This window comes from Rhodococcus sp. NPDC078407 (genome assembly GCF_044542515.1).
Taxonomy (GTDB): Bacteria; Actinomycetota; Actinomycetes; order Mycobacteriales; family Mycobacteriaceae; genus Rhodococcoides.
Genome location: NZ_JBITUQ010000002.1, coordinates 138,880 through 162,512, shown reverse-complemented (window position 1 = coordinate 162,512; position 23,633 = coordinate 138,880). Strand labels below are relative to the sequence as shown.

At 64.0% G+C, this 23,633-nt stretch carries 17 protein-coding genes; 3 read left to right on the top strand and 14 right to left on the bottom strand.

All coding sequences use genetic code 11. The features are described 5' to 3' along the window. Window positions 1–58 precede the first annotated feature (58 nt). Window positions 59–235, bottom strand: a complete 177-nt coding sequence (locus ACIGGF_RS03125) for a hypothetical protein (protein WP_397519988.1) — start codon at window positions 233–235, stop codon at window positions 59–61. A gap of 123 nt (window positions 236–358) precedes the next feature. On the opposite strand from ACIGGF_RS03125, the gene ACIGGF_RS03120 reads away from it, so the two are divergent. Then, window positions 359–520 carry a hypothetical protein gene (locus ACIGGF_RS03120; protein ID WP_397519987.1) on the top strand — a complete coding sequence of 54 codons (162 nt, stop codon included), beginning with the start codon at window positions 359–361 and terminating at the stop codon, window positions 518–520. A gap of 60 nt (window positions 521–580) precedes the next feature. Here ACIGGF_RS03120 and ACIGGF_RS03115 read toward each other — a convergent pair whose 3' ends face one another. The 4 genes from ACIGGF_RS03115 to ACIGGF_RS03100 all read right to left on the bottom strand — a co-directional run bounded on the left by ACIGGF_RS03115 (window position 581) and on the right by ACIGGF_RS03100 (window position 12,219). Then, window positions 581–769 carry a hypothetical protein gene (locus tag ACIGGF_RS03115; protein ID WP_397519986.1) on the bottom strand — a complete coding sequence of 63 codons (189 nt, stop codon included), beginning with the start codon at window positions 767–769 and terminating at the stop codon, window positions 581–583. A 13-nt stretch (window positions 770–782) separates the two neighbouring features. Next, on the bottom strand, window positions 783–1,337 hold the full coding sequence (locus ACIGGF_RS03110) for a hypothetical protein (protein WP_397519985.1): 555 nt from the start codon (window positions 1,335–1,337) through the stop codon (window positions 783–785). Window positions 1,338–1,483: 146 nt separating this feature from the next. Next, window positions 1,484–2,362, bottom strand: coding sequence for a cyclopropane mycolic acid synthase family methyltransferase (locus ACIGGF_RS03105; RefSeq protein ID WP_397519984.1), 879 nt, complete (start codon window positions 2,360–2,362; stop codon window positions 1,484–1,486). Beyond that, entirely contained in the window at window positions 2,362–12,219 is a 9,858-nt protein-coding gene (locus tag ACIGGF_RS03100) for an amino acid adenylation domain-containing protein (RefSeq protein ID WP_397519983.1), read from the bottom strand. Before ACIGGF_RS03100 ends, ACIGGF_RS03105 begins: the two co-directional genes overlap by 1 nt. A gap of 204 nt (window positions 12,220–12,423) precedes the next feature. On the opposite strand from ACIGGF_RS03100, the gene ACIGGF_RS03095 reads away from it, so the two are divergent. Next, window positions 12,424–14,199, top strand: a complete 1,776-nt coding sequence (locus ACIGGF_RS03095; protein ID WP_397519982.1) for a DUF4012 domain-containing protein — start codon at window positions 12,424–12,426, stop codon at window positions 14,197–14,199. 417 nt (window positions 14,200–14,616) lie between these two features. Here ACIGGF_RS03095 and ACIGGF_RS03090 read toward each other — a convergent pair whose 3' ends face one another. From ACIGGF_RS03090 to ACIGGF_RS03065, 6 genes are all read right to left on the bottom strand, one after another. Continuing rightward, window positions 14,617–16,236: a polysaccharide biosynthesis tyrosine autokinase gene (locus ACIGGF_RS03090; protein WP_397519981.1), complete on the bottom strand. Its 1,620-nt coding sequence runs from the start codon at window positions 16,234–16,236 to the stop codon at window positions 14,617–14,619. A gap of 367 nt (window positions 16,237–16,603) precedes the next feature. Further along, the gene (locus ACIGGF_RS03085) at window positions 16,604–17,308 is read right to left on the bottom strand and encodes an SGNH/GDSL hydrolase family protein (RefSeq protein ID WP_397519980.1); all 705 of its coding nucleotides are present in this window, start codon (window positions 17,306–17,308) and stop codon (window positions 16,604–16,606) included. Next, window positions 17,295–18,398, bottom strand: coding sequence for a glycosyltransferase (locus tag ACIGGF_RS03080; RefSeq protein ID WP_397519979.1), 1,104 nt, complete (start codon window positions 18,396–18,398; stop codon window positions 17,295–17,297). Before ACIGGF_RS03080 ends, ACIGGF_RS03085 begins: the two co-directional genes overlap by 14 nt. 3 nt (window positions 18,399–18,401) lie before the next feature. Continuing rightward, a complete protein-coding gene (locus ACIGGF_RS03075; RefSeq protein WP_397520152.1) occupies window positions 18,402–18,941 on the bottom strand; it encodes a DapH/DapD/GlmU-related protein in 540 nt (179 codons plus the stop codon). Next, window positions 18,932–19,078, bottom strand: a complete 147-nt coding sequence (locus tag ACIGGF_RS03070) for a hypothetical protein (RefSeq protein ID WP_397520151.1) — start codon at window positions 19,076–19,078, stop codon at window positions 18,932–18,934. Before ACIGGF_RS03070 ends, ACIGGF_RS03075 begins: the two co-directional genes overlap by 10 nt. A 28-nt stretch (window positions 19,079–19,106) precedes the next feature. Further along, window positions 19,107–19,385: a hypothetical protein gene (locus ACIGGF_RS03065; protein WP_397519978.1), complete on the bottom strand. Its 279-nt coding sequence runs from the start codon at window positions 19,383–19,385 to the stop codon at window positions 19,107–19,109. Window positions 19,386–19,675: 290 nt separating this feature from the next. Here ACIGGF_RS03065 and ACIGGF_RS03060 point away from each other — a divergent pair, with 290 nt between their 5' ends. After that, window positions 19,676–20,479 carry a hypothetical protein gene (locus ACIGGF_RS03060; RefSeq protein WP_397519977.1) on the top strand — a complete coding sequence of 268 codons (804 nt, stop codon included), beginning with the start codon at window positions 19,676–19,678 and terminating at the stop codon, window positions 20,477–20,479. Here the strand turns inward: ACIGGF_RS03060 and ACIGGF_RS03055 are convergent. The 3 genes from ACIGGF_RS03055 to ACIGGF_RS03045 all read right to left on the bottom strand — a co-directional run bounded on the left by ACIGGF_RS03055 (window position 20,431) and on the right by ACIGGF_RS03045 (window position 23,601). Further along, a complete protein-coding gene (locus tag ACIGGF_RS03055; protein ID WP_397519976.1) occupies window positions 20,431–21,627 on the bottom strand; it encodes a glycosyltransferase family 4 protein in 1,197 nt (398 codons plus the stop codon). The two genes, ACIGGF_RS03060 and ACIGGF_RS03055, sit on opposite strands and share 49 nt — an antisense overlap. A gap of 70 nt (window positions 21,628–21,697) precedes the next feature. After that, a complete protein-coding gene (locus ACIGGF_RS03050; protein ID WP_397519975.1) occupies window positions 21,698–22,216 on the bottom strand; it encodes an acyltransferase in 519 nt (172 codons plus the stop codon). Beyond that, on the bottom strand, window positions 22,213–23,601 hold the full coding sequence (locus ACIGGF_RS03045) for a lipopolysaccharide biosynthesis protein (RefSeq protein WP_397519974.1): 1,389 nt from the start codon (window positions 23,599–23,601) through the stop codon (window positions 22,213–22,215). The genes ACIGGF_RS03050 and ACIGGF_RS03045 overlap by 4 nt, the downstream gene beginning before the upstream one ends. Window positions 23,602–23,633 lie beyond the last annotated feature (32 nt).

Genomic DNA, 23,633 nt, shown 5'->3' with positions numbered 1-23,633 from the left:
CGTCGGGGCGCACATGCGGACCACGATCCTGGCTCGATGAACGTACTTCAGGAACGCATCACGAGCGAACCGGGCGATTCCGAATGAGGACAGCAACGCCCAGTCCGATCAAGATCAGAATCAGCGGTGCCACTATCGCCAGGTTCGCGCCGATGGCGGTGAACAGTACAGCAGCAGCGAGCGCCGCGAGGAAAAACACTGCTGCGAATCGTGGTGTCCAGAAAACCGTATGCATGGATCCTCCTACATAGGCAGCTATCCGACTTTCGTTAGCTAGCGTACTTAGTTGAGCTCTCGGGGCAAGCGATACGGCCGAATTCACACCCATCCACCTCGTGCCCGGCTACGAATACAGCCCATGTGGTGGATTTTCGGCATCGTTGCCGTCTGGGTGCTGATCGGCGCTGTGGTCGCCGTGTGGATCGGCCGAGGTGTTCGCAGGGCCGACGACGAGGAATCCACCACCGAGTCGCCCCTCGGCATCTCCCACGAACCACCACCCGAAAAGGATGCCGCGTAGACGACCGATGTCACTTCCGACTGTGCGCCTCGATGACCGGCGCGGCGGAGGTTTGGCAGACTAGGCCGGTAGTAATTGGTCCTCGGGGTACATGCTTCCGACGGGTTCGTCGGCACCTTCGATCAGCAAATCGACGTGCACCCTGCCATCTCGGACCTGAGTGACGACCCCCTCGACCTCACGATTACCGAAAAGTACTTTGATGCGGTCACCAGGAGTCGGCGAGCGACGGAGCTTACGAGAAGCCATAGCCATTCCTCCTTCAGATCCATGGATTTCGACCGGTCAACTGCGTCAAGTATGCCTCCACGACGGTATCGATGCCAGACGTCGCCACGTTTACCGTTGACTTCCATCTCTTGAAGGTTGCCAGCGTCAGTGGATTGGCACGACGAGCCTCCTCCAGTTTCGCGGCATCACTATGGGCGACACCGTTCCGCACGGTGTTCAAAGATTGCAGCACGACATTCCACTTCGATCCGGATGCGGGGTAACGAGCGTAGATGTCGCTCCACAACGTCATTCCGAGAATTGCAAAGTCGTTTCCAAGATTCCCGGGGCCAGCGTTGCCAGTATCCAGCTTGCGAGCACGTACCAGGGCATTCAGAACCACCGGGATTTGCGGTCCGTTGAAAGGAGCCAGGCTATAGGCGATTTCGCTCGCCGCGTCGTCGTGAAGATCTCGGCAGAAGCCTTGAAACTCGGCAGCCAGGCTCACAAAACACGCGAGGTTCAAGTGCTCTGTTGCGCGTTGACGCCCACGCCTGTTGCCAGTGACTTTCCCGTGGACATCGACCAGGCTACCGAGCGCGTCCATACGTTCCGATTGCCACCGTACGAGTGCGGGTGAGGGCATAGAACACGAAGATACTGCCTCGTGTCACCGAACACGACCTTCTGACACAGGAGCCCCGTACAAGTGCATCCAGGTCGGTTGAACGACTTACGCGTAGCCGCACATTGTCACTCGGCAGGAAGGTCAGCAGCTTCCAGCGTGAATTGCACGACGTCGATGCGCGAACTCTTGAATCGATCCGACGACCCGGTGAGGTACTGCACGTACTTGTCGTACGTCGCCTCCGAGGACACGGCGATGGCCTCGTCGCGGGACGCGATCAGCTTCTCGGCCCACGTGTCGAGTGTTCTCGCGTAGTGCAGCCGCAGAGGATGCTCGCGGAGCAGCTCGAAACCTGCCTCGGCAGCCTTGGACTTCACCACCTTTACGAGTGTCAACTGCCCGCCGGGAAAGATGTCGCGCAGGATGAAGCGGGAGAAGTGCGCATCTTCGCGGGTCAGCCCGCCCCCACCCGATGCCGGATCGGGCGGCGTGATGACGATGGTGTGCAACAACATTCGACCGCCGGGCCGCAACACCGAGCGGCACTTCGCAAAGAACGCCGAGTAGCGGTTGCGCCTGAAGTGCTCGAACGCGCCGATACTGACGATCCGGTCGACGGGCTCGTCGAACTCCTCCCACCCCTGCAACCGGATGTCGACAGTGCGGTCGGTCGACAGGTCGGCAACCACGGTGCGGCCGTGCTCGTACTGATTGCGGCTCAACGTCAGACCGATGACGTTGACGTCGTACTTCTCCACCGCTCTCTTGGCGAGAGCACCCCAGCCGCAACCGATGTCGAGCAGTGTCATGCCCGGCTTCAGGTCGAGCTTGCCGAGGGCGAGGTCGATTTTGGCGATCTGCGCCTCTTCCAGCGTCATGTCGTCACGCTCGAAGTAGGCGCAGCTGTATGTCATGGTCGGATCGAGGAACAGCGCGAAGAACTCGTCCGACAGGTCGTAGTGAGCCCGCACGTCATCGACGTACGGCTCCAACTGTTCGCTCATCACGCCACACCTTTCCCCACAGCTTCGGTGCCGATCACTCGGCCTAGCGCACGGGCTCCCTGCTCGCCCAGCATGTCTTCGTGTTCCACATCGACTCGGTGCACCGACATCCTGCCGTCCACGAGGTCCGCCCACTGGTCCGCCCCGTGCGAACCGCGCGCGGCGAAGTAGTGCACCGGCCCCGCCAACACCGTCGGCCTGTACGACGCCACCCAGGCGGGAGCCTCCGCGACGGGGCGATACATACGCTGCAGATGATCCTCGGTGAGGAACGACAGTTCGCTTCTGTTCTCGCGCAACCGATCCACGATGGACTCGAACGAATCACCCTCTACCCCGAGCTGACGAGCAAGATCGTCGACGCCGAACTCCGCGACGCCGGCCGGGGCCGAGAGCTGCGCATCGACGAGAACGAGCAGCGCCACGTCCTCACCTTCCGACTGCAGTTGCGCCGCAACAGCATGCGCGATCACGCCGCCCAGCGACCACCCGAGCAGGCGATACGGACCGTGCGCCTGAACACCTCGGATCTCACGCACATATCGATCGGCGAACTCCTCGATCGAGTTCGGCGGCGTCTCACCGTCGGCGATGCCCGGCACCTGCAGCCCGTACAGCGGCCGCTCCGTCTCCGCGAGCAGGGAGAAGTAGCTCCACGCGATGCCGATGGCCGGGTGCACGCAGAACAGCGGTTCCCCCACGCCCTCGGTCCGCAGCGGGAGCACCACGTCGAAGGCACTGTCCGCACCGTACTCACCCGCGTCGAGTTGCACTGCCAGGGCCGAGATCGTCGGATGCATCAGCAGCAGGCTGATAGGCAGCCGACGGTCGAGCCGATCCCCCAGCGCATCCATCACCTGCACCGCCGAAAGGGAGTGCCCGCCGAGATCGAAGAAGTTGTCGTCCACCCCGATGTCCTCGGCGGCCAACTGCAGTACGTTGGTGAACACCGCGTGTACCAAGACCTCGCTCGCGGAGACCGGCGCACGTCGCTGCGTCGACATCACCGACGGCTCGGGCAGCTTGCTCGCATCCACCTTGCCGGACAACGTCATCGGAAGAGCATCGACGACGGTCACGGTACTGGGCACCATGTACGACGGGAGTGCCCTGGCCAGGAATTGCCGAGCCGCCCGCGGGTCGACGCCGCCCACCACGTAGGCAGCCAGCGAATCCGCGTGGCCGATGACACTGGCCTGGCGCACAGCCGGGTGACGCAGCAACGCCGCCTCCACCTCCGACAGTTCGACGCGGTGGCCGCGAATCTTGACCTGCGAATCCACTCGGCCCAAGAATTCGAGTTCCCGGTCACTACCTCGATCAACCCAGCGGACCAGATCACCGGTTCGGTAGAGCCGGCCGTCACCGAACGGATTGGCGACGAAGTTGGACCCCGTCGTACCGCTCTGTCCCACATACCCTTCGGCGAGACCGGCCCCGCCCAGATACAACTCCCCGACGACGTTGTCTCCCACCGGGCGTAACCGGGCATCGAGGACTACAGCGTCGAATCCGCGGGTCGGTCCGCCGATGGTCACCGGCGCGGCCTGGCCCCATTCACGCTGGCCCCCCTCACGCACATCACCAGTGCAGGTGCTCATGACGGTCGCCTCGGTCGGACCGTAGGCGTTGAACACCGACCTACCACTCGACCATCGCTGCAGCAGAGCGGAATTGGCGGCCTCACCGGCCATGACGACCACGCGCAAGGATGGCACCGCGTCGGCGTCGGTCACCTGCAGGACGGTCGGTGTGAGACAGGCGTGGGTCACCTGGTGGCGATTGATGAGCGCTTCGAGTTCGCGCCCGCCGTGCACCTCGGACGGAACGATCACCACCGACGCTCCCGCCCCGACGGCCATCAGGGTCTCGAAGATCGACGCGTCGAAACTCGGGGAGGCGAACTGCAGCACCCGGGAGTCCGATGCGACGCCGAACAGATCTCGTTGGCTCTGCACCAGATTCGCGATGCCGCGGTGTGTTACCCGTACGCCCTTGGGTGCTCCGGTCGAACCGGAGGTGTAGACGACGTAGGCCACACTGTCCAGCGGTGCTTCATGACCATCGACACTGTCGAGCTCGTCGCCGGTGACGCTCACCCACTCGGTCCCGACCGAATGGAAATCCGCAGCGGAGATTCCAGTGACCGGGGCTGCGGACAAGAGAATCTCCTGCACCCGGGCCGCGGGTTGGGACGGGTCGATGGACAGGAAGCCTGCACCGGTCTTGGCCACGGCCCAGATCGCGATCGCGTACTCGACGGATCGCGGATAGGCAATCGCCACCAGAGCGCCGGGCCGCGCACCTGCGCGTATCAGTTTCTGTGCCAACGCATTCGACTGTAGATCCAGCTCGCGATAGGTCAATGATCGTGAACCGTCGATCACCGCGATATTGTTCGGCCCGGCCGTCACAGCCTGCTCGAACAGCGCAGCCAGTGTGCAGCGTTCCGGTGCGCTGTCCCGGTGGGAGTGCATGCCGGAAGCGACATGCCCGAACGAAGCGCTACCGAGCCGAACCTCAGGCTGCGTCCCGACCATCGTCAACACCTCGGCCATGCGCTCGGCCAGTCCGAGAATCACCGACCGCGAGAACCGTGCGGGCGAGTATCCGAGGTGGCCGCTCAGACCCAACTCCGATTCGTCGACCAACACCTCGAGGTCGAACTGAGTGTCCGTGATGTCCACGCGCCGCGGGGTGACCGGCGACGATCCCAGTTCGATTGTCGGAGTTGTCGTATCACCGAAGGCCAGCAAAACCTGGAACAGCGGATGACTGTCGACGGTGCGGGTGGGTTGCACCGCGTCGACCACCCACTCGAACGGCACATCCGAGTTCGCGAAGGCATCGAGATCTCGGTTGCGCACCGCCGTCACGAACTCCTCGAACGTCATGGCCGGGTCGACCTGAGTCCGAAGGACGACGGTACCGACGAACATACCGACGAGGTGGTCCAGCGCAGGGTCGGATCGGCCCGCCACCGGGGTTCCGATGGGGATGTCCTCGGTACCACTGGCTTCGGCGAGTACGGCGGCCAAGGCTGCGTGGACCACGACGAACACGGTCGCGCCCAACCGATGCGCGAGCGCACGCAGACGACTGAGGCTCTCCGGGTCGACGGAGAACTCGACCGGAGTCGCCTCCACCGACAGATCGGGAGTTCCGGTCGGCAGCTCGAGGAACTCTGGCACCCCGGCCAGGGTGGAGCGCCAGAATTCGAGCTGATCGGCCGCCACCGCGTCGAGAACGTGACGCTGCCACACTCGATAGTCCGAATAGTCGACGGTGAGTGCGCCGAAATCCGGTGCAGAACCGGCTATCCGGGCCAGCAGAGCGATCTCGACGTCGCGGGCCAGCGGACGGAGCGAGAGTCCGTCGACCGCGATGTGGTGTGCGACAACGGAGAGCACTCGTTCGCCGCCTCGATCCAGCAAGCCCAGTCGTACCGGCGCTTCGAGAGTCAGATCGAAACCGAGAAGGGCCGAATCGTAGAGCCCGGCATGAGCGTCATCCAGTGTCGAGAGCACGATCTGCGGATCGAGAACAACGGTGACGGGACCGTCGGCGGTCGCCGGGTACATCGTGCGCAGCGGCGTATGCCGTTCGAGCACATCGCCTATCGCAGCGCGCAGAACATCGAGATCCAGGCTCGCCGGAAGCGGCACCTCGAAAGCGATGTTGTATGCGGCCGATGTGGGGTCGTATCGATTCTGCAGCCAGATGCGTCGCTCGGCCGGCGCGAGACCGGGGTGCGACCGGGCTTCGGGATCGTGGACCAGCGCAGGTAGTGGGGTGTAGTTGTCGGAGAGCAATTCGATCGCGGACGCGAGCTGAGCCGCGGTGGGCGACTCGAAAATCGTGCGGACCGGGACCTGGGTGCCGAGCGCCGCACCGATCCGAGTGGCTGCCCGCGTCGCGACGAGGGAATCCCCGCCGAGGACGAAGAAATTGTCGTCGACGGCCGGAGCGTCGACTGCCAGCAGGTCGGCGAAGATTCCGAGAATGACCTCCTGCGCCAGTGTGCGCGCCGCAGCCGGGTCGCCGTCCGGCAGCGTCTCCGACTGCAGGGTTGCGAGATCCACCTTGCCGTTCGGAGTCAGCGGAATACCGTCGAGCTGCGTGATGGCCGCCGGCTGCATCGACAACGGCAGTCTGTCCAGCAGCCATCCGGCAGCATCCCGCTCGCCGAGCCCCACCACCCAGGCATGGATCTTGTTCTCGCGCAACGCTGCCACCGCGGCGCTGACATCGGGGTGCGCCGTCAGTGCACTCTCGATCTCCCCCAGTTCGATACGCACACCGTTGATCTGGATCTGATCGTCCCGGCGTCCACGGAAGTCCAGCAGACCCGACAGTTGTTGCCGAACGAGGTCGCCGGTCCGGTACATCCGAGTGCCGCCAGCTGCCGCAACGAAACGCGCGGCGGTCGACGCCGGGTCCGCGTGATAGCCGCGAGCAACGCCCGCGCCGGCGACATACAGCTCCCCGACGCCCCCGAGCGGCACCGAGTGCAACCGGTCGTCGAGCACGAACGCTCCCACATGCGGCAACGGCCGACCGATGGTGACCGGCTTGCCAGCGCTCAGCGACTCGGCCAGCGTGGCCACCACTGTCGCCTCACTGGGACCGTAGGCGTTGAGCATCGACCGCCCTGCCGACCAGTCGTCGACGACGCTGGCACTCAGCACATCTCCGCCGACGGCCACGGTCTCGATGCCGGGGGTCGGCGGCACGGTCGCGAGCACCGCGGGCGTGGACAGATAGTGGGTGACGCGATGCGCGGTGAGGAAGGCCGACATCTCGTCCCCGCCGAGGAGGTCCGGAGGCGCGATCACCATGGTCGCTCCAGCACCGAACGCGAGAACGAGTTCGAGAACAGCGGCATCGAAGTTGACCGAGTATCCATGGAGCACGCGCGAACTCGCTGATACGCCGTACCGCGGAACGACCTGCTGCGCAAGCGAATACACGCCCTGATGCGTGACCACCACGGGCTTGGGCGTTCCCGTCGAGCCCGACGTATGGATCACGTAGGCGGGGTGGGCGGGTTCCAGCGCCGAGAGACGATCCGCGTCCATCACGGGCAGGTCGCTGAAGCTGTCGGCCTGATGCTCGTCGATCCACGTCACCGTCGGCTCGGTGCCGCCGAAGCCGATCTCGATGTGACGCAGCATCTGTTCGCGGCGCAGGGCGGGGTAGCGCGGGTCCACGGGTACGAACGCCCCGCCTGCCTTCACCACGGCCCACAGCGCGACGATGTACTCGGCCGAACGATCGAGGGACAGCGCCACCAGCACTTCCGGTCCCACACCATGGGCGATGAGGAGCCGTGCAATCCGGTTCGAACGAGAATCGAGCTCGGCGTAGGTCACCGTCTCCAGTCCGTCGATCGCGACGGAATCAGCCGACTGCGGGCTCAACACGTCCAGCAGCGTTCCGCGCTGCGTCGAGGACGGTAAAGCCGGCGCGGCGGACAGGGCGAGGTCACCGACGACGAACGCAGGGTCGGCCACCGCCGCGTCCAGAACCGCCAGGACTACCGAGGCGAACTGTTCGACGGTGGCCTGCTTATAGAGGTCAAGCGCGTACTCGATCTGCCCCGCCAAGGCCGCCGAATGATCCTCCGCAAGTACGAGCGTCAGGTCGAATTCCGAGGTGCGGGTCGGAATCTCGAGCACCGAAACAGGCAGGTCGTCGATCGATCGGTGCGGCGCATTGTCGAATGCCAGCATCACCTGGAACAGCGGATGCCGGTCGAGGGATCGATCGGTCGCCAGGGCGTCGACGATGCGCTCGAACGGCACGTCGGAGTGCGAGAACGCATCGAGGTCGGCGGTGCGGACAGCATCGAGCAACGACGCGAAACTCGCCGACGGTTCCACAGTGACTGCGAGGGGCAGGGTTCCGACGAACATTCCCACCATCTCGTCGAGCGCTTCGTGGCCTCGCCCTGCCGTCGGAGATCCGACCACCACACGGTTCGAGGTGCCGAATCGACTCAGAGCGGCGGCCACCGCGGCATGGATCACCATGAACGTGGTCGAGTTCGTCGATCGGGCCAGTTCACGAATGCCCGAGTGCAGATTCGACGAGATCTCGAAGGGGACCGCGTCCGTCACCATCGATTGCACCGCAGGCCTGGGGAAGTCCGTAGGAAGCGCTGCCGCTGCGGTGTCGGCGTCGCCCAGCACCGATGACCAATGCGAGAGCTGTTCGTCGGCAACCGAATCCACGACTGCTCGGTTCCACACCGCGTACTGGCCGTACTGTGCGCGCAGGCGTGGCCAGGTGGGCGCGTGACCTGCGCTGCGAGAGGCGTATGCGAACGCGAAGTCGCGGACGAGTGGGTCGACGGACCATCCGTCCATCGAGATGTGGTGTATTACCACCACGATCACGGTGTCTCCCGATTCCGCGACGCTCAGAAGTGTTGCGCGGATGGGTACTTCCGCCGATACATCGAAGCCCCCGGCAGCGGCCGCGGCGACTGCCGATTCCAGATAGCGCTCGGAGACGGCGCGTTCGAATACCTCGTCGAGGACGGTATCGGTGGGCCGGACCACCTGCCGTGGACCGTCGTCGTCGGCCGGGTAGTACGTGCGCAGGGCTTCGTGTCGCTCGATGACGTCGCGCAGAGCTGTCAGAACCAGCGCGGTATCTGCGCCGGCCTTCACTCGCACTGCCACCGGCATGTTGTATGCGGGCGATGCGGGATCGAACTGGTTGAGGAACCACATCCGTTGCTGCGCATATGAGAGCGGGAGACGTTCGGGCACAGCGGTATCGAGCAGTTCGAGCGATGCCTCGGCGGAGGAGGACGCGTCGATTGCCGCGGCCACTGCGCGGACCGTGGGGTCGGCGAACAACGCGGTCAGCGAAACACCGGAACCGACACGTGAGAGAACGCGGGTAGCGCTCAGCGAATCACCGCCGAGCTCGAAGAACGAGTGCTCACGGCCGACCTTCTCGACACCGAGGACGTCGGCGAAGGCACCCGCCACGGCACGTTCGGTATCGGTCTGCGGCGCAACGTATTCGGTGGTGACGAATGCCGTGGGGGCCGGCAACGCACGACGGTCGACCTTGCCGCTCGTCGTCATGGGTAGTGCGTCCAGAACGACGACGGTGCTGGGAACCATCCAGGCGGGCAGCCGCTTTCGGAGATGATCGTCCAGCCCGGTCGAGGTTCCGGTGGCATACAGGACGAGTCGATTGTCGCGGACGACGGCCACGGCGGCCGTCACCCCTGCACACGTCGTTGCCGCGGACTCCACCTCGCCGAGTTCCAGGCGACGCCCGTGCAGTTGCACCTGCTGATCATTGCGGCCGAGGTATTCCATCGTGGAACCGTCGAACGAGCGGCGGACGGTGTCTCCCGTGCGATACAACCGCGCTCCGGGTACCCCAGGGTCTGCGACGAATCGCGTCGAGGTGAGGCCCGGCTGCCCGCTGTAGCCGCGGGCGAGTCCGTCGCCCCCGAGATAGAGCTCACCGACGCCTCCGCACGGCGTGGGCCGCAGGTGCGCGTCGAGCACCAGCCCGCGGACCCCCGGCAGGGGTGCGCCGATGGTCATCCGTTCACCGGACTGCATCGGCTCCGACAGCGTGGCCAACACCGTCGCCTCCGTCGGCCCGTAGGCGTTCAGCATTGCCGCATCGGCGGAGACGAACCGATCGCGCAATGCCGGAGGGCACTCCTCACCGCCCACGTCGAAGACCTCGATGGACCCCAGGTCGTCGGGGTGGAGTGTGGCCAGCACGGTGGGCGAGGTGATCAGATGCGTGATCTTCTCGCGATCCAACACCTGGGCAAGGGCCAGTCCGGCGTAGACGTCGGCCGGCGCGATCACCAGGGTGGCACCCGCAGCGAACGCGGCGAGAATCTCCTGGATGGACGCGTCGAACACCGGCGATGCCACGTGCAGCACGCGTGAGTCGGGGGTGACGGCATACCGTTCGACGACGTTGGCCGCGAGTTGCGCCAAGCCGCGGTGCGTAACGCTGACGGCCTTGGGCGTTCCGGTCGATCCCGAGGTGTGGATGACGTAGGCCTCGTTGTCGACGTGCAGGGTCGGCGGCGTGAACGAGCGCTCGTCCGCGTCGAGCAGATCCTCGATATCGAACCACTCGATCGCATCCGGAAGGTGCTGCATCGCAGCGCTTGTGGTGATACCGAACTCGACGTGCGCATCGGAGAGCACGGCGGCCAACCGCTCGGCGGGCTCGGCGGGGTCGAGGGGTACGAACGATGCGCCGGCGATCGATACCGACCAGGATGCCAGCAACGATTCGTAGGAGCGTTCGATGGCCACGGCAATGCGCTTCTCAGGTCTTGCACCGATCGAACTCAGTTGCGCAGCAATGTGTTCGGCCACCCTGGTGAAGTCTTCGCTCGATTGATCGACTCCGGTGGCACGCACCACGGTGCCGGGCGTCAGCAGGGAGGGCAGCAGCGCGGGGGCTTCGGTAGCCGTTGCCGGCGCACCCAGCAGCGCAGACTTCTCTTCAGCGTCGAGCACCTCGAGCTCGGACACAGCGAGTCCCTCGGGTGCGTGGACCACCTCACGCAGGAGCGCCAGGAAGCGCCGGTGGTGGGCCGCGAGCTCGTCGGTGCTGTAGAGCGCCGGGTTGCCCAGGAAGTCGACGCGGGTACTGGTGCCGGCGACTCCGGGGTAGACATTGACCATCATGTCGTCGATGGGTCCGCTGGAGAGCACGCGGTATTCGCCGATGACGTCGCCGAGCCGAATTGTGCTGTTGTACATCATGATGTTGACCGTGGGACCGAACACCCCGCGTCCCGCGGCGGCGCTGCCGGTGCCGTCGCCGGTTGCACGTTGCATGTCCTCGACGCGGAACCGCTGATGGCGCAATGCGCCGGTGAGTTCCACCTGGATGCGTCGTAGAAGTTCTGCGACGGTGACCCCTGGTTCCACACCGATGCGCAGCGGCACGACGTTGGACATCATGCCCGAGGATTCGCGCAGTTTGGTGGTCGCTCGGCCCGAGACCGGCAGGCTGAGCATGACGTCCTCGGTGTCGGTCATCCGCGCGAGATACAGGGCGAACGTGGCGAGCACCACGGGAACGTCGGAGGAGTTGTACCGATGTGCCACTGCAGCAACTGCTTCGGTGAGATCTGCGTCCAACACGGCACCGACACTCACCGTCACTCCACTGGGCGCGGCAGGTGCGCTCGGGCTACCGGCGAGACGGGGGGCTTCGAGGTGGCCGTCGAGACGGCCGAGCCAGTACTGGCGGTCGGTCTCGTAGCGCGAGGAGCTAGGGTACGCGGCCTCGTAGTCGTAGATCTCCCGCACGCCGATGGCGCGGGTCTTCGGGATCTCGGTGCCGTCGATCAATGCGGTGTACACCGCAGCGGTGCGCTCCTGCACCGAGATTGCGCCGAGTCCGTCCATCACGATGTGGTGCGCCCGGCTGTACCAGTAGTAGTGGCACGCGCCCACCTGGATGATCTCGGAGGCGATCAGTTGGTCGCGAACCAGATCGACGGGTTGCCGGTACTGCTCGTCCATGTAGCGCTGAGCATCCTCGATGGGGTGCTCACGGTCGGTGAAGTCGCGGTAGATCATGGCGTACGGCACCCGCAGGTCAGACCACTGGTACGGCTGACCGTCCTCGACGCCGATGCGCACTGCCGGCGATTCGAGCCGTCGGCAGGCGATGTCCGTCGCACGAATCAACACGGACGGGTCGATATCGCCGCGGATCTCCACGTATTGAGCGATGGTGAACGGGACGTCCGGTGCCAGCTGCTGAGCGAGGTAGATGTTCAGCTGAGCAGCCGACAGAGGGAAGCGGCCATCCTCGAACCGCTGATCCGCCTCTCGCGACACTCCCCGACCTCCTCAACGCACGCGCCCCGATGGCTTCGATTCGGCCGGCGCGCCGTCCCACAACGTCGATCTTTCGTCGCCCATTACAAACTAGTCGACCCGATGTGAATGCTCTACTCGGATCGCACGACTGGTACGCCAGATCGGCCACTCCCCCTTAGGCTGTGCACTCGAACTCATTCCTTTATCGAGAGGCCACCGACGATGGCAACCAGTTCCACCGATACCCGCGGTCGGAAATCGGGCAGAAAGCGGCCGATTCTCGTCACCATCGGGGTATTTCTGGTCATTGTCATTGCTTTTGTGGTGTGGCTTGGTTACGAGTCCTATTCCGCGCAGTCGAGTCTCACCGCCACTCGCGATTCGGCCACACAGGCCAAGGACGCCTTGCTCGACGGCGATTCGGCCGGAGCCGAGGCAGCAGCGGCTCGCGCCTCCGAATCTGCGGACGACGCAGTCTCGGCGACCTCGTCCATCCCCTTCTCCATCGCCAAAGCCGTTCCGTATCTCGGCGGCCCCCTGAAATCGGTGGCACAGATCAGCGATGTGGTGCAGGGATTGGCCGACGACGTGCTGGCCCCAGCGTCGGCTGCGGGTGCCAGCCTGAATCCCAGCAGCCTCGTCGAGGGCGGTGGCCGGGTGGATACCGCGGCTCTGAGGGACGCGCAGCCGGTGCTGCAGCAGACCTCCGTAGCCGCCGACGAGCTGCACACCCGCGCCGAGCAAGTGGACGAACCCGCCTTTCTCGGCGTGGTGGACGAGGCTCGGACGTCGTTGATCGATCAGACCCACGAACTCGCGAATCTGCTCACCAACACCCGTATTGCCAGCGAACTGCTGCCGTCGATGCTCGGCGACAACGGCCCGCGCAGCTACTTCCTCGCGTTCCAGACCAATGCGGAGGCTCGTGGCACCGGCGGATTGCTCGGCGGCTACGGCATCATTCGGGCCGAGAACGGCACTGCCCGGGTCGACACCCTCGGTGCCAACAACGAACTCGAGTTCGCGGAGCAGCCGATCGATCTGGGGCCTGAATACAACGCACTGTGGGCCCCGCGAAACACCACCACCGACTTCCGTAACTCCAATGCGAGCCCGCACTTTCCGTATGCCGGCCAGATCTGGTCGTCCATGTGGACGGAGCAGACCGGTGAGGTGCTCAACGGCGCCATTGCCACCGATCCGATTGCGTTGAGCTACATTCTCGGTGCTACCGGCCCGGTCACGTTGGCCGACGGCGAGCAAATCACGGCAGACAACGTCGTCGAGATCACGCTGAGCACGGCGTATGCCAGATTCGGCGACGACCAGTTGGCCCGTAAGGCGTATCTGCAGGAGATTGCTGCGGCCGTGGTGCAGAAGATGACCACGGGCGCGGCACCCACCAGGCCTCTGCTCGACGCGGTGGGCCGCGCCGGCAGCGAGGGTCGCATCTCGATATGGAGCGCCGACCCGGCCGAGCAGGCAATTCTGGCCGGCACCAAGGTGGGTCACGTGTTGCCGGACAGCCCGTCCCCGTACGCCAACGTGGTGGTCAACAACGCCGGGGGCAACAAGCTCGATTACTACCTCACCCGAGACATCAAATACTCGGCGGAATCCTGCACAGCGGGTACCCGCAAATCGACGGTGACGGCAACTCTGACCAACAATGTGAATCCGAACGGCCTGACGCCCTACGTGGCGAGCACTTTCCAGCCGACGGCGGAGTACGGCACCAACGAGTCGATCGTCTATCTGTACGGCACTCAGGGCGCGAAGATCACGTCCATGAAGGTCAACGGCATCACCGGATTCTCGATCCAGGCCGGCACCGAGCTGGGCCGACCGGTGCAGGCCGCGTACCTCACCATTCCGCCCGGACAGTCACAGACGGTGTCGTGGGAACTCGAAGAGCCTTCCGCTCCGGGCGAGGCAACGGTTCCGGTGCAGCCTCTGGTGGATGAGCCGACAGTGAGCATCGACGTTCCGCAATGCTGATCGCGCAAAAACTCGCTCACAGACTCTTGCCTGCCGACAAATCAGCCGGCGAGAGTTCTTTATGTCATTCAGTCGAATGAAGTATTTGGCTGCGACGGGCCCGAGACGACTCGCCAAAAGGGCCACAATTGCTGATGTTATGCACCCGTTCCCAGGTGTGAACATCTGAACGTCTCACAGCTCTCGACGGATTGGTGCCAATCCGTCTACCGGCCCATAAAGGGCCAGCATCTACCGAATACGGGCCGCATCAGTCACCGAAATCTAGGGAAGAACACGCGGCAGTACCGCGGGGATTCCATACGTCTCGACGGGACTACTCCTACCGGTGACGACCCTCGCCAGAATTGTCATCCGCACAGGCGGACGCCCAAAGCCAAACTCCTCCCAATCGGAGTGAGTCCGGCCCTCTAGCAACTACTTTCGCAGTCTGGGATTGTCCCTACCGTTTCGATGCGGAGTTTCCGCCCGACGGGCCCGGGCGTAGGACTCCGGTTCCCGAGCCGCCTCTGCAGTGCGAGGACCGGCAGCAGGCGACGCGGAAGCAGACCGTTGAGAGGCCGGCTGTGTCGGCGGAGCATGCACCGGTGCGGGAGTAGGTGGGGTGACGGGTGACAACGAGGCCACGGGTGCCTGAGGTGCCGGCGCGGGGATCGGCGGAGTTATCTGCTTGGGCAGGTTGGTGTCGGCGGAGTAGTTGTACGAGTAGCTGTACATGTCGCCCTTCTTCGAAGGCGTCAATGCCAGCACCACACCGAGAACGTGCGCCCCGATCGTGTCCAAGTTTCCGATGGACCTGACAAGCTCGTTGCTCTTGGTATGCCCGTAGCGGGTGACCAGTAGGGCACCGTCGGTGTGGGTGGTCAGAACGGCCGAGTCGGTCACCGGCAACAGAGGCGCGCCGTCGACGATGACGTAATCGAACTTCGAGCGCAGTTCCACCAGCATGGCGCGGGACGCCTCCGAGCCCAGCAGCTCGGACGGGTTCGGCGGAATCGGGCCCGACGCCATGGCTTGCAGACCCTCGTACTGGGTCGGCTGCAGTACCTCGTCCACCTTCGCCTGTCCGGCAAGGACGGTGCTCACACCGACAGAACCGATGAGGCCCATGTACTTCGAGACGCGAGGACGACGCAGATCGCCTTCGACGAGAACGACATGGTGGCCCGCTTCGGCGAGTGAGATCGCCAGATTCAGAGCGGTGGTCGTCTTTCCTTCGCTCGGGATTGCACTGGTGACGACGATGACACGCGGCGGGTGATCGACTTCGAGGAACTGCAGGTTGGTGCGAAGCTCGCGGAAGGCCTCGGCGCTGGCCGACTGGCCGAGATCCTGGAAGTCGATGGCGGGATGCGTCTTTCGTTCTTTGTCGAACGGAATGGTGCCGACGAGGGCCTTGCCGGAGATCGACTCGATCTCTCGGCGGTCCTTGATGGTGTTGTCCAGACGGTCACGCAGCACCGCCAGCGCAATGCCGAGCAGGAGACCCACGGCGGCACCGAGGGCGAGGTTGCGCTTGGTGTTCGGGCTGACAGGCGTCGACGATGCGTCGGCCTGCTGGAAGGTCTTCACCCCAGCCGACGGGGTTCCGCCGTCCTCCGGTGTCTCCAAGTCACGAACCTGCGTGGTCAACTCCGACGCCATCGCGTTGGCTATGTCGCGAGCCCGTGCCGGCGACGAGTCGCTGACGGTGATGTCGAACAGAACCGTGTCGGGGGTCGAAGAAGCAGTCACCTTGGCCGCCAGCTGTGACGGCGTAAGACCGAGCGGGAGTACATCGAGAACTCGGGCGGCCAGCGCTTCACTGGTGACCAACTCGGAGTAGGACGCCACACGTTGCTGCGAGAACAAGTTGCCCTGGTAGGTCTCGCTGACCGATGTTCCACCGGACGTGGAGACGAACATCCGTGCACTGGACTCGTAGAGCGGAGTCGTCAGCAGAGATGCGCCCAAGGCCCCGAGGATAGCTACGACCACGGTGACGGCGATGATGATCCACCGCGCCTTCAGGATTCTCAGATAATCCTGTATCTCCATGCTTCGAGCCCCTCGTTCGTTCCTACAACTCGCACCGTGTCACTGCGTGGCTTAATCGTTACATAAGTATTTGATTCCTGTGCACCGGATGGGATGCTGCGATGCTGACGACAATTCATTCGTTCGATTTGCGAGCACTAACAAGTAAATGTCCCGTTGTGAGGTTTCACTGCCTCGGGACGACCTGATTTCTGCGTTCGTAAGAACCGGTCGCCCCGCACTGTCGGCACTCTCCACCTTGGGATGTAGCGACGATAGCTAGGAAACGGTCGACACCGACAGCCAGGGTGATTCTCGACACTCAGCAGCCCACTCGAGACCAACGATGAGACAACCAGCGTCAGCCCATTCATTCGATTCGTCAACGCTATTTCAAAGCCTGCACGACCGCTCGCGCGATGGCGGCGTGGCCGTCGTCGTCGACGTGAACACCGTCGGTGATGAGCACGTCCTCGTCGACGACATCCGGTTCGGTCAGTGAGACGAATTCGCCCTGAACCGCGTTGACAGCATCGCGTACGACCCCCTCGTACGCCGCGGCGAACGGCGGCACATCGCCTGCCGAAGACGGGCCGACCGCGACGATGCGGGCAGTGGGAAGTCCCGTACGCAGCGTGACCATGGTGTTGTAAATGGAGTTGACGACGCCTGTGGGGTCGCGAACGAACTCCGCGAAGTCGTTGGAACCCCCGCCGACCACGACGATCGGCGGGTCCAGTCTGACGGCTGATCCAGCCATTTCCTCGAAGCTCCCGCACAGCTCGGCTCCACATCCCGGCGCGGCGAGTGCGTATCCGGTCGATCCGATTCCGATGTTCTCCTCGGTCCAAATTTTGTCGGTCGCCACCAATGACGTCCACCGTTTGCCGGGGTCGCTCGCACCGGCACCGGACACATAGGAGTCTCCGAGGAATACCGCGACGGGCCCGCCGTTGGCGGTCGGAACCAATGGCTCCGGCACCGGGGCTGCATGCTCGACGCGATCCGCGTCGTACTGCAGGCCCACACCGACGGCACTGACGACTACGACGATCGACACCGCAAACAGCAGCAGTCGCCTACCTCGAGACATGATGCGCCGCCTTCCGGTATCGCTCGTCGAGTGTGCGCGCGACGGAATCGGTGCCGAACTCTTCGCGCGCCGATATTCGTCCGCGCCTGCCCATTTCGACTCGCGTCTCCGCGTCGACCAGAAGCGATCGCACCGCGTCGACCAGAGGCTCCAATTCACCACCCGGGACCACGATCCCGCACCCGATACGCAGAATGTCCGGGGCGAGTCCGCAACTGTCGGTCACGATAACCGGCAGCCCCACCGCCATGGCCTCGAGTACCGACATCGGATACGGCTCGTCCACTGCGGGCAGCACGTAGATCGCGGCCGCCCGCATGCGCTCGGCGGTCTTCTCTGGCGGGCACGGTCCTTCCCAACGAATGCGAGCCTGCGTCCGCTGCGCTATATCGGCTGCGGCTCCTCCATCCGGCCCAACCAGCGCGAAGGCCACCGACGGGTCTTCCGAAATCAAGATCTCTGCCATGTCGACGAACAGATCTGCACGCTTGCGTTGATGCAGCCGGGCGAGGAAAAGCACCTCGAGACTTGAGTTCGACGCCTTCTCCGGTAACTCGGGCACTCCGTTGATCAACTTCGACAAGCTCACCCCAGGACCCGCGACGTCGATCAGGTCCGACCGCTCGCGCTCGGTGAGAAAGAAGACGGCCGCCGCCGTGCGCAGTACCTTGCGCGTCACCAGGGAGTCGAGCGGAGCCGCCAGCACGTTGTCACTTGCATCGATCATTCCGTGCGTCTGCAGCACCAGCTCGATTCCCAGGAGTCGGCATAGCCGGGCGGCGGGAAGCGTCACCAGATCACGCGCGAGATGGATGTGGGCTACATCGAATCGTTTACGTTGTCGGAAGATCCACCACAGCATGCCTGGAGCAGCCAACCCGGCGAACCCACTACGCGGAATCAGCGTCCGCGGGCGGAACAACTCGATCTCTACGCCGTGGGCTACCGGCACGGGCCCGGCTCCCGCCGCAACAACCGTCACGTCGTGCCCGAGTTCGGCAAGTGCCTCGGCTTGATTCAGCGCCACTCGTGCGGGGCCACCGTAGGCACGGTCCGCAGAAATCAAGGTCACCACGTGCAGGATGCGCATCGCTCACTCCGCTGGACGTGCCACGGGACCGAGTACCGTCGCACCGTCGCAGACGTCCGTGGTGACGAGTGCTGTCGCTCCGATGGTGACATCGTCCCCAATGGTCACTCCCCGCAGAATCGTTGCGCGTGCTGCGATCCAGGTCCGGTCACCCACGACGATGGGGGCGTTGTCGAACTCGAACGTCGGGGAGCGCCGATCATGGCTTCCGGTGCACAGCAGCACTGCTTGAGAGATGCAGGTGTTCGTCCCGATCGTCACGGGTTCCAGGTTGAGAATCCAGACGTCCTCACCGATCCAGGCATCGTCGCCCACTGTGAGCTTCCAGGGCCAGTGAATGCGCACTCGATGCCGAATCGACACTCCGACACCGATGTCAGCGCCGAACGCTCGGAGGACGAGCAGACGAATCGAATTGGGGCACCACCACTGCGAGACCAGCATGCTCGACGCGAGCATCCACAGCACCTGGATCGGGAAGGCTCTGCCCTTGTTGTATCCCGCCCCGGTGAAGCCTGCGAGCGACCGGCCGGTCACGTGGATTTCGTGAGTGGTTGGGCGAGCGGCGCAGCCATGACCGTGCCCGGCGGAACATCCTTCACCACAACTGCATTGGCACCGATCGTAACTCCGTCTCCGAGTACGATGGGCCCAGCGACGACGGCCCCCGCTGCCACCATCACGTCGTCTCCGATGGTGGGCCGCCCCTTAGGCGAATAGCCGACGGACGCGTGCTGGTTGACCCAGAAATTTCGACCGATCGATGTGCACCACGTTACGGAATTCACGAAGAGCACCTGCGAGGTAGGCGAATCGTGAGTATTCGTCCAACGGCACGAGAGCGTCGTTGCCGATGCATTCGATCCACCGATCGACGTCGGCCCGCATCACGTCCTGGTTGCCCGACACACGAACGCCCCACCACAATGGCTTCGCCCAGATGCGGGCCAGCCGAATCAGGATGGACTTGTTCGCGGTGTACGGCATGGGTGCAAATGTATTGTCGCGCAGCCGTGGTGTCCACCCGTCATTCTGCATCCTGTGACGGTTCGACTCCGGGTTGTTCTTTTGGCACTCGCGCTGATCGTCGTTGCGTCGTGCTCGACAAGCGTTGAGCCCGAACGAAGTCCGGTACCGAGCGATGCACCTGTTTCGGCATGGGATTCGATACGGGTCGCCAGCAACGTCGCCAGTACGAACATGCCCGGTTCCGACGTGAAGCGAGACATCGATTCCGTCGCCGATGCCGGATTCGAGGGCATCCGGTTGGTCGTGAAGTGGTCCGATATCGGATCGATGCGGAAGTCGATTGGGCGACCGCACGTAATCTTGCGGTGCTCGGGGTACTGACGTGGGCACCGACGTGGGCGGTTCCGCCGGAATATGCGTTCGTGCCACATCCCGCGCCGGCATCTGCTGATCGGTTCGCCCAATTCGCCTCTGCCGCAGCGGCTCGCTTTCGAGACCGGGTGACGGCATGGGAGGTGTGGAACGAGCCGAATATCGCCGCGAGCTACGGCCCGAGCGCAAACCCGGTCCAGTACTGCGATGTCCTGTCAAGCAGCGCACGGGCAATTCGGGCCGCCGCACCGCACGCACTCGTCGTCACCGGGCCCACCTCGCCCGCTGTCGATTCCGCCAACGACCTCTCCCCCGTGACGTTCGTCGAAGCCCTCTACCGATGCGCAGGCGCGGAGACATTCGATGCCGTCGGAATGCATCCGTACAGCACTCCCCAGCTCCTCACGGAGCCCACCGAGCCATACTCCTCGGCCAACGAGATCGCTGCGGTACACGCCGTCATGGCCCGCTACGGAGACGCCGACAAGCGGATTTGGTTCACCGAATTCGGAGCGCCGACAGGTGAATTCGGTACGAGCGTCGACGAACAACGGCAGGCGGAAATACTGGTCGACGGGATCACCGCCCTGACGCAGATGCCCTTCGCAGGTCCGGTGTTCGTCTTCGATTTCCGGGACTCCATGACCGGCAGTCCAATACCGGATTACAACTATGGTCTGGTTCGATCGGACTACACCCCCAAACTCGCGCTGGACGCGGTTCGAGACCTGATCGGGTGAGCGTCCGCCAGCGTGTGTACCCAGTTCTCGAACCTGTCCAGTGCGACCTCACGAGACATGTTGAGTTGCAGGTAGCGGTGGGCCGACTCCACGAATTGCGCCGACTTCTCGGGACTTGACGCCAGGTCGACGATCGCATCGACCAACGCGGACGGATTCGCGGGATCCACCCGAACCCCGGCGGCGGCGGACTGCACTTCCTGATGGGTCACGCTGCCGGCGGTGGTGGCGGCAACAACAGGGCTACCGCTGCCGAAATACGCAGTCAGCTTGCTGGGTACGGCCATTTCGGCAACTTCCGGCCGCTCGTTGACCAACAGGACGTTCGCCGCATCCAGTGCTGCACGAAACTCTCTTTCCGGCAACGAGCGTACGAACGACAGGCAGGAGATTTCTGCACCCAGCTCCTCTAGGATCTGGCGCTGATTGCCGTCGCCCATCAGCACGAATTGCACCGGACCGCCGCGCCGGTCCGACTCCCGCGCTGCCTCCACCACATTCTCGAGCCCCTGCTTGAGGCCCATGTTTCCCGAATGCAGAGCGATCACCGAGTCTCTGGACCAGCCCAACAGATCACGCGCGTGATCACGACTCATCGGTGCCTGATGTGGCATGTGTGTCCAATTGGGGATGACGGTCAACTTGCTCGCCGCTACTCGCAGACCAGCCATCGTATGGTCCGCGAAACGTTGATGGATCACCGCAACACCGTCCGCCGCGTGAAGGATCCCGGATTCGAGATTGGTTGTGGCACCGGCACTGGGCCCGTGCATCGTGCCGGTCTCGATGACGCCTCGACTGTAGAGATCCTGCACCCATACCCCCAGCGCCGGCCGATGCAACTGCGCTTTGAGTCGAGCGATCACCAGACCTGTGGAGACCAGCGCAGGCGATACGCACACCACGACGTCCGACGCCGGGATTCGGCTGCGCGCCACCCGGCTCCAGAAAGACAGCTCGAGGTGTGCCCGTTGTGTGACGGTCATGCTTCCCGGGACGTAGTGGCGATGCCGGGTGACGTGCACACCGTCGACCATCTCGTCGATGGTCGCGCCGGCATAGCGTGGATCGGGGGCCCACTGCGGATAGTGTGGAAAGCCGGTCACGACGTGCATGTCGTAGCCGCGCGCCGAAAGACCCTCTGCCACATCGGCTGTGTAGGGGGGGCGATCCCGGTCACTTCAGGTTTGTAGTTGAGGCCGATCAGGGTGATGCGCATCATCGTCTCCGCTTCCGTACTTCGAATTCCGACCGCCTCTTGTCCCACAACTCGTCGGTCGTACAGATCCGGCGAGCAGGATTGCCTGCCACCACATCTCCCGGTGCGATCGACTGCGTCACCACGGACCCGGCTCCGATGACGGCGTCGTCGCCGACCACGACACCGGGCATGATGACCGTTCCCAATCCGACGAATGCCCGAGCGCCGATGGAGACGGGCGCGCGGCGGTACAACTCTTCGTCGGGAGGTAGTTCTCCGCGCGCTTCTGCCACTCGGTCGAGAGAGAAGTCGTGCGTGAGTATTTTGACGGCATCCGACACCACGCAACGGTCTCCGAACGTGATGGAGCCGGGGCCGGAGTTGTCGAGAAATACCGAGGACGAGATCCACAGCGGCCGCCCCTCGACGGTCACCCCCGCGCGTTCGAGCAGTTTCACCACCACGGTCATGTAGGCGTTCTGATCGACCCGGTTCAGGGTGCGCAGTAGCGGCAGGAACTTCGACACGTCGATCATGAGACCCTCGATGGGTTGCTGAGAACGGGCAGTACCGGAGCGCCGCCCGCATCCGTAGCGCGTCGGCGTACCAGGCGTGGGACCCAGACGATGTCCGGGACGAATTGACACAGCACCACGGCCCCGGCGGTCACGAGAACGACGCCTGCCGCACCGGTCGTCGGAGCCACCGCAACGGCCGCAGCCGTGGTGACCACCGCCATGGCGACCAGGCACCCTGCTTGCCACCGCGCCTCGGTCGGTGTGGTCAGCAACATCCCCGAGGGCAAGTGCACGCACTGGGCAACGAGCAGCACAGCGAATGCACCGGCGAGTGCCGACGAGATCTGAATCGTATTGCCCGAAAGCACATCTGCGAGCCAGGGACTCAACAGCACCAGGGGAATCGCCGCGACAATTGCGACCATTCCGAACCCAGCGGTCGACATCAACCACAGTCTGACCGTCTGCTCCGGTGCGGCTCGGCGCTTGACGAATATCGGCCAGAATGCGAGTGCCGCCGTGGAGAACACCGACCAACACAGCCCGTACAACTGGGCCATGAGCGCGTACCGGCTGAGTTCGAGTGGAGTGGACAAATGCGAGAGCACAATTCGTTGCGCTTGCAGGCCGAAGGGGATCCCGACACTGACGACGAACAGCCACAGCGAACCCGCCAGGAGTCCTTTCGTGGGCAGTGTCAGGGCAGCGCGCTTGAACGCAGAAGCACCGAGCCCGGAAACACGAAGCGCCAGCACGGTTCCCATCAGATTGCCGAGCAGAGCTCCGATGAGCGGCGGCAGCACGTACCAGATGCCGCGGACACCACCGATATACATTCCTGCGGTGACGAGCAAGGCGAACAGCGAATTGCTCACCATGACAACGACGATCAGTTGCGCGCGATCGACTCCGATGAGAATTCGCAATCCGAGCCCCGCTGGGATCGTCAGCCCGAACAATGCGACTGCAACAGTGATGACCAGCCTGTCTTCTGGGCCGGTGGTCGTACCGATCAATGCGCCCCACCAGTCGAACACCATGACCACCAGCGCGAGCCCCGCGACGACGCAGGACACGCGCGCCAGAATTCTGTAGGCGCGGCGGATCACGGCAAGCGCATAGGCGTCGTTGAGAGGATCGCGCGACCTCGAGGTTGCACTCGTGACCACGGCTCCGATACCGAGGTCGGCGAAAGGCAGCAACAGTCCGACGGTGGCGACCAGGGCGACCACGCCGTAAGACGAGGGACCGGTCGCTCGAATGACGAGCCCGGCGCTGACAAGGCCTGCAACGGCAACGATGGGTGTGCCGACGATACGAAACAGAGTGCTGAGAACGACGGCCTTGCGTTCGACCTTGTCCAATCCTGCGCCCGAGACGAACTCGTCATCGGAGCCATCCATACCGTCGCTCGGCACGCGGTGGCGCCCGGACA

Excerpts from the sequence above, each read along its gene's own strand:
- ACIGGF_RS03125 (WP_397519988.1), bottom strand. The coding sequence starts at position 235 with ATGCATACGGTTTTCTGGACACCACGATTCGCAGCAGTGTTTTTCCTC.
- ACIGGF_RS03120 (WP_397519987.1), top strand. The coding sequence starts at position 359 with ATGTGGTGGATTTTCGGCATCGTTGCCGTCTGGGTGCTGATCGGCGCT.
- ACIGGF_RS03110 (WP_397519985.1), bottom strand. The coding sequence starts at position 1,337 with ATGGACGCGCTCGGTAGCCTGGTCGATGTCCACGGGAAAGTCACTGGC.
- ACIGGF_RS03065 (WP_397519978.1), bottom strand. The coding sequence starts at position 19,385 with ATGCCGTACACCGCGAACAAGTCCATCCTGATTCGGCTGGCCCGCATC.
- ACIGGF_RS03105 (WP_397519984.1), bottom strand. The coding sequence starts at position 2,362 with ATGAGCGAACAGTTGGAGCCGTACGTCGATGACGTGCGGGCTCACTAC.
- ACIGGF_RS03090 (WP_397519981.1), bottom strand. The coding sequence starts at position 16,236 with ATGGAGATACAGGATTATCTGAGAATCCTGAAGGCGCGGTGGATCATC.
- ACIGGF_RS03085 (WP_397519980.1), bottom strand. The coding sequence starts at position 17,308 with ATGTCTCGAGGTAGGCGACTGCTGCTGTTTGCGGTGTCGATCGTCGTA.
- ACIGGF_RS03115 (WP_397519986.1), bottom strand. The coding sequence starts at position 769 with ATGGCTTCTCGTAAGCTCCGTCGCTCGCCGACTCCTGGTGACCGCATC.
- ACIGGF_RS03095 (WP_397519982.1), top strand. The coding sequence starts at position 12,424 with ATGGCAACCAGTTCCACCGATACCCGCGGTCGGAAATCGGGCAGAAAG.
- ACIGGF_RS03080 (WP_397519979.1), bottom strand. The coding sequence starts at position 18,398 with ATGCGCATCCTGCACGTGGTGACCTTGATTTCTGCGGACCGTGCCTAC.
- ACIGGF_RS03050 (WP_397519975.1), bottom strand. The coding sequence starts at position 22,216 with ATGATCGACGTGTCGAAGTTCCTGCCGCTACTGCGCACCCTGAACCGG.
- ACIGGF_RS03045 (WP_397519974.1), bottom strand. The coding sequence starts at position 23,601 with ATGGATGGCTCCGATGACGAGTTCGTCTCGGGCGCAGGATTGGACAAG.
- ACIGGF_RS03070 (WP_397520151.1), bottom strand. The coding sequence starts at position 19,078 with ATGGTGGCAGCGGGGGCCGTCGTCGCTGGGCCCATCGTACTCGGAGAC.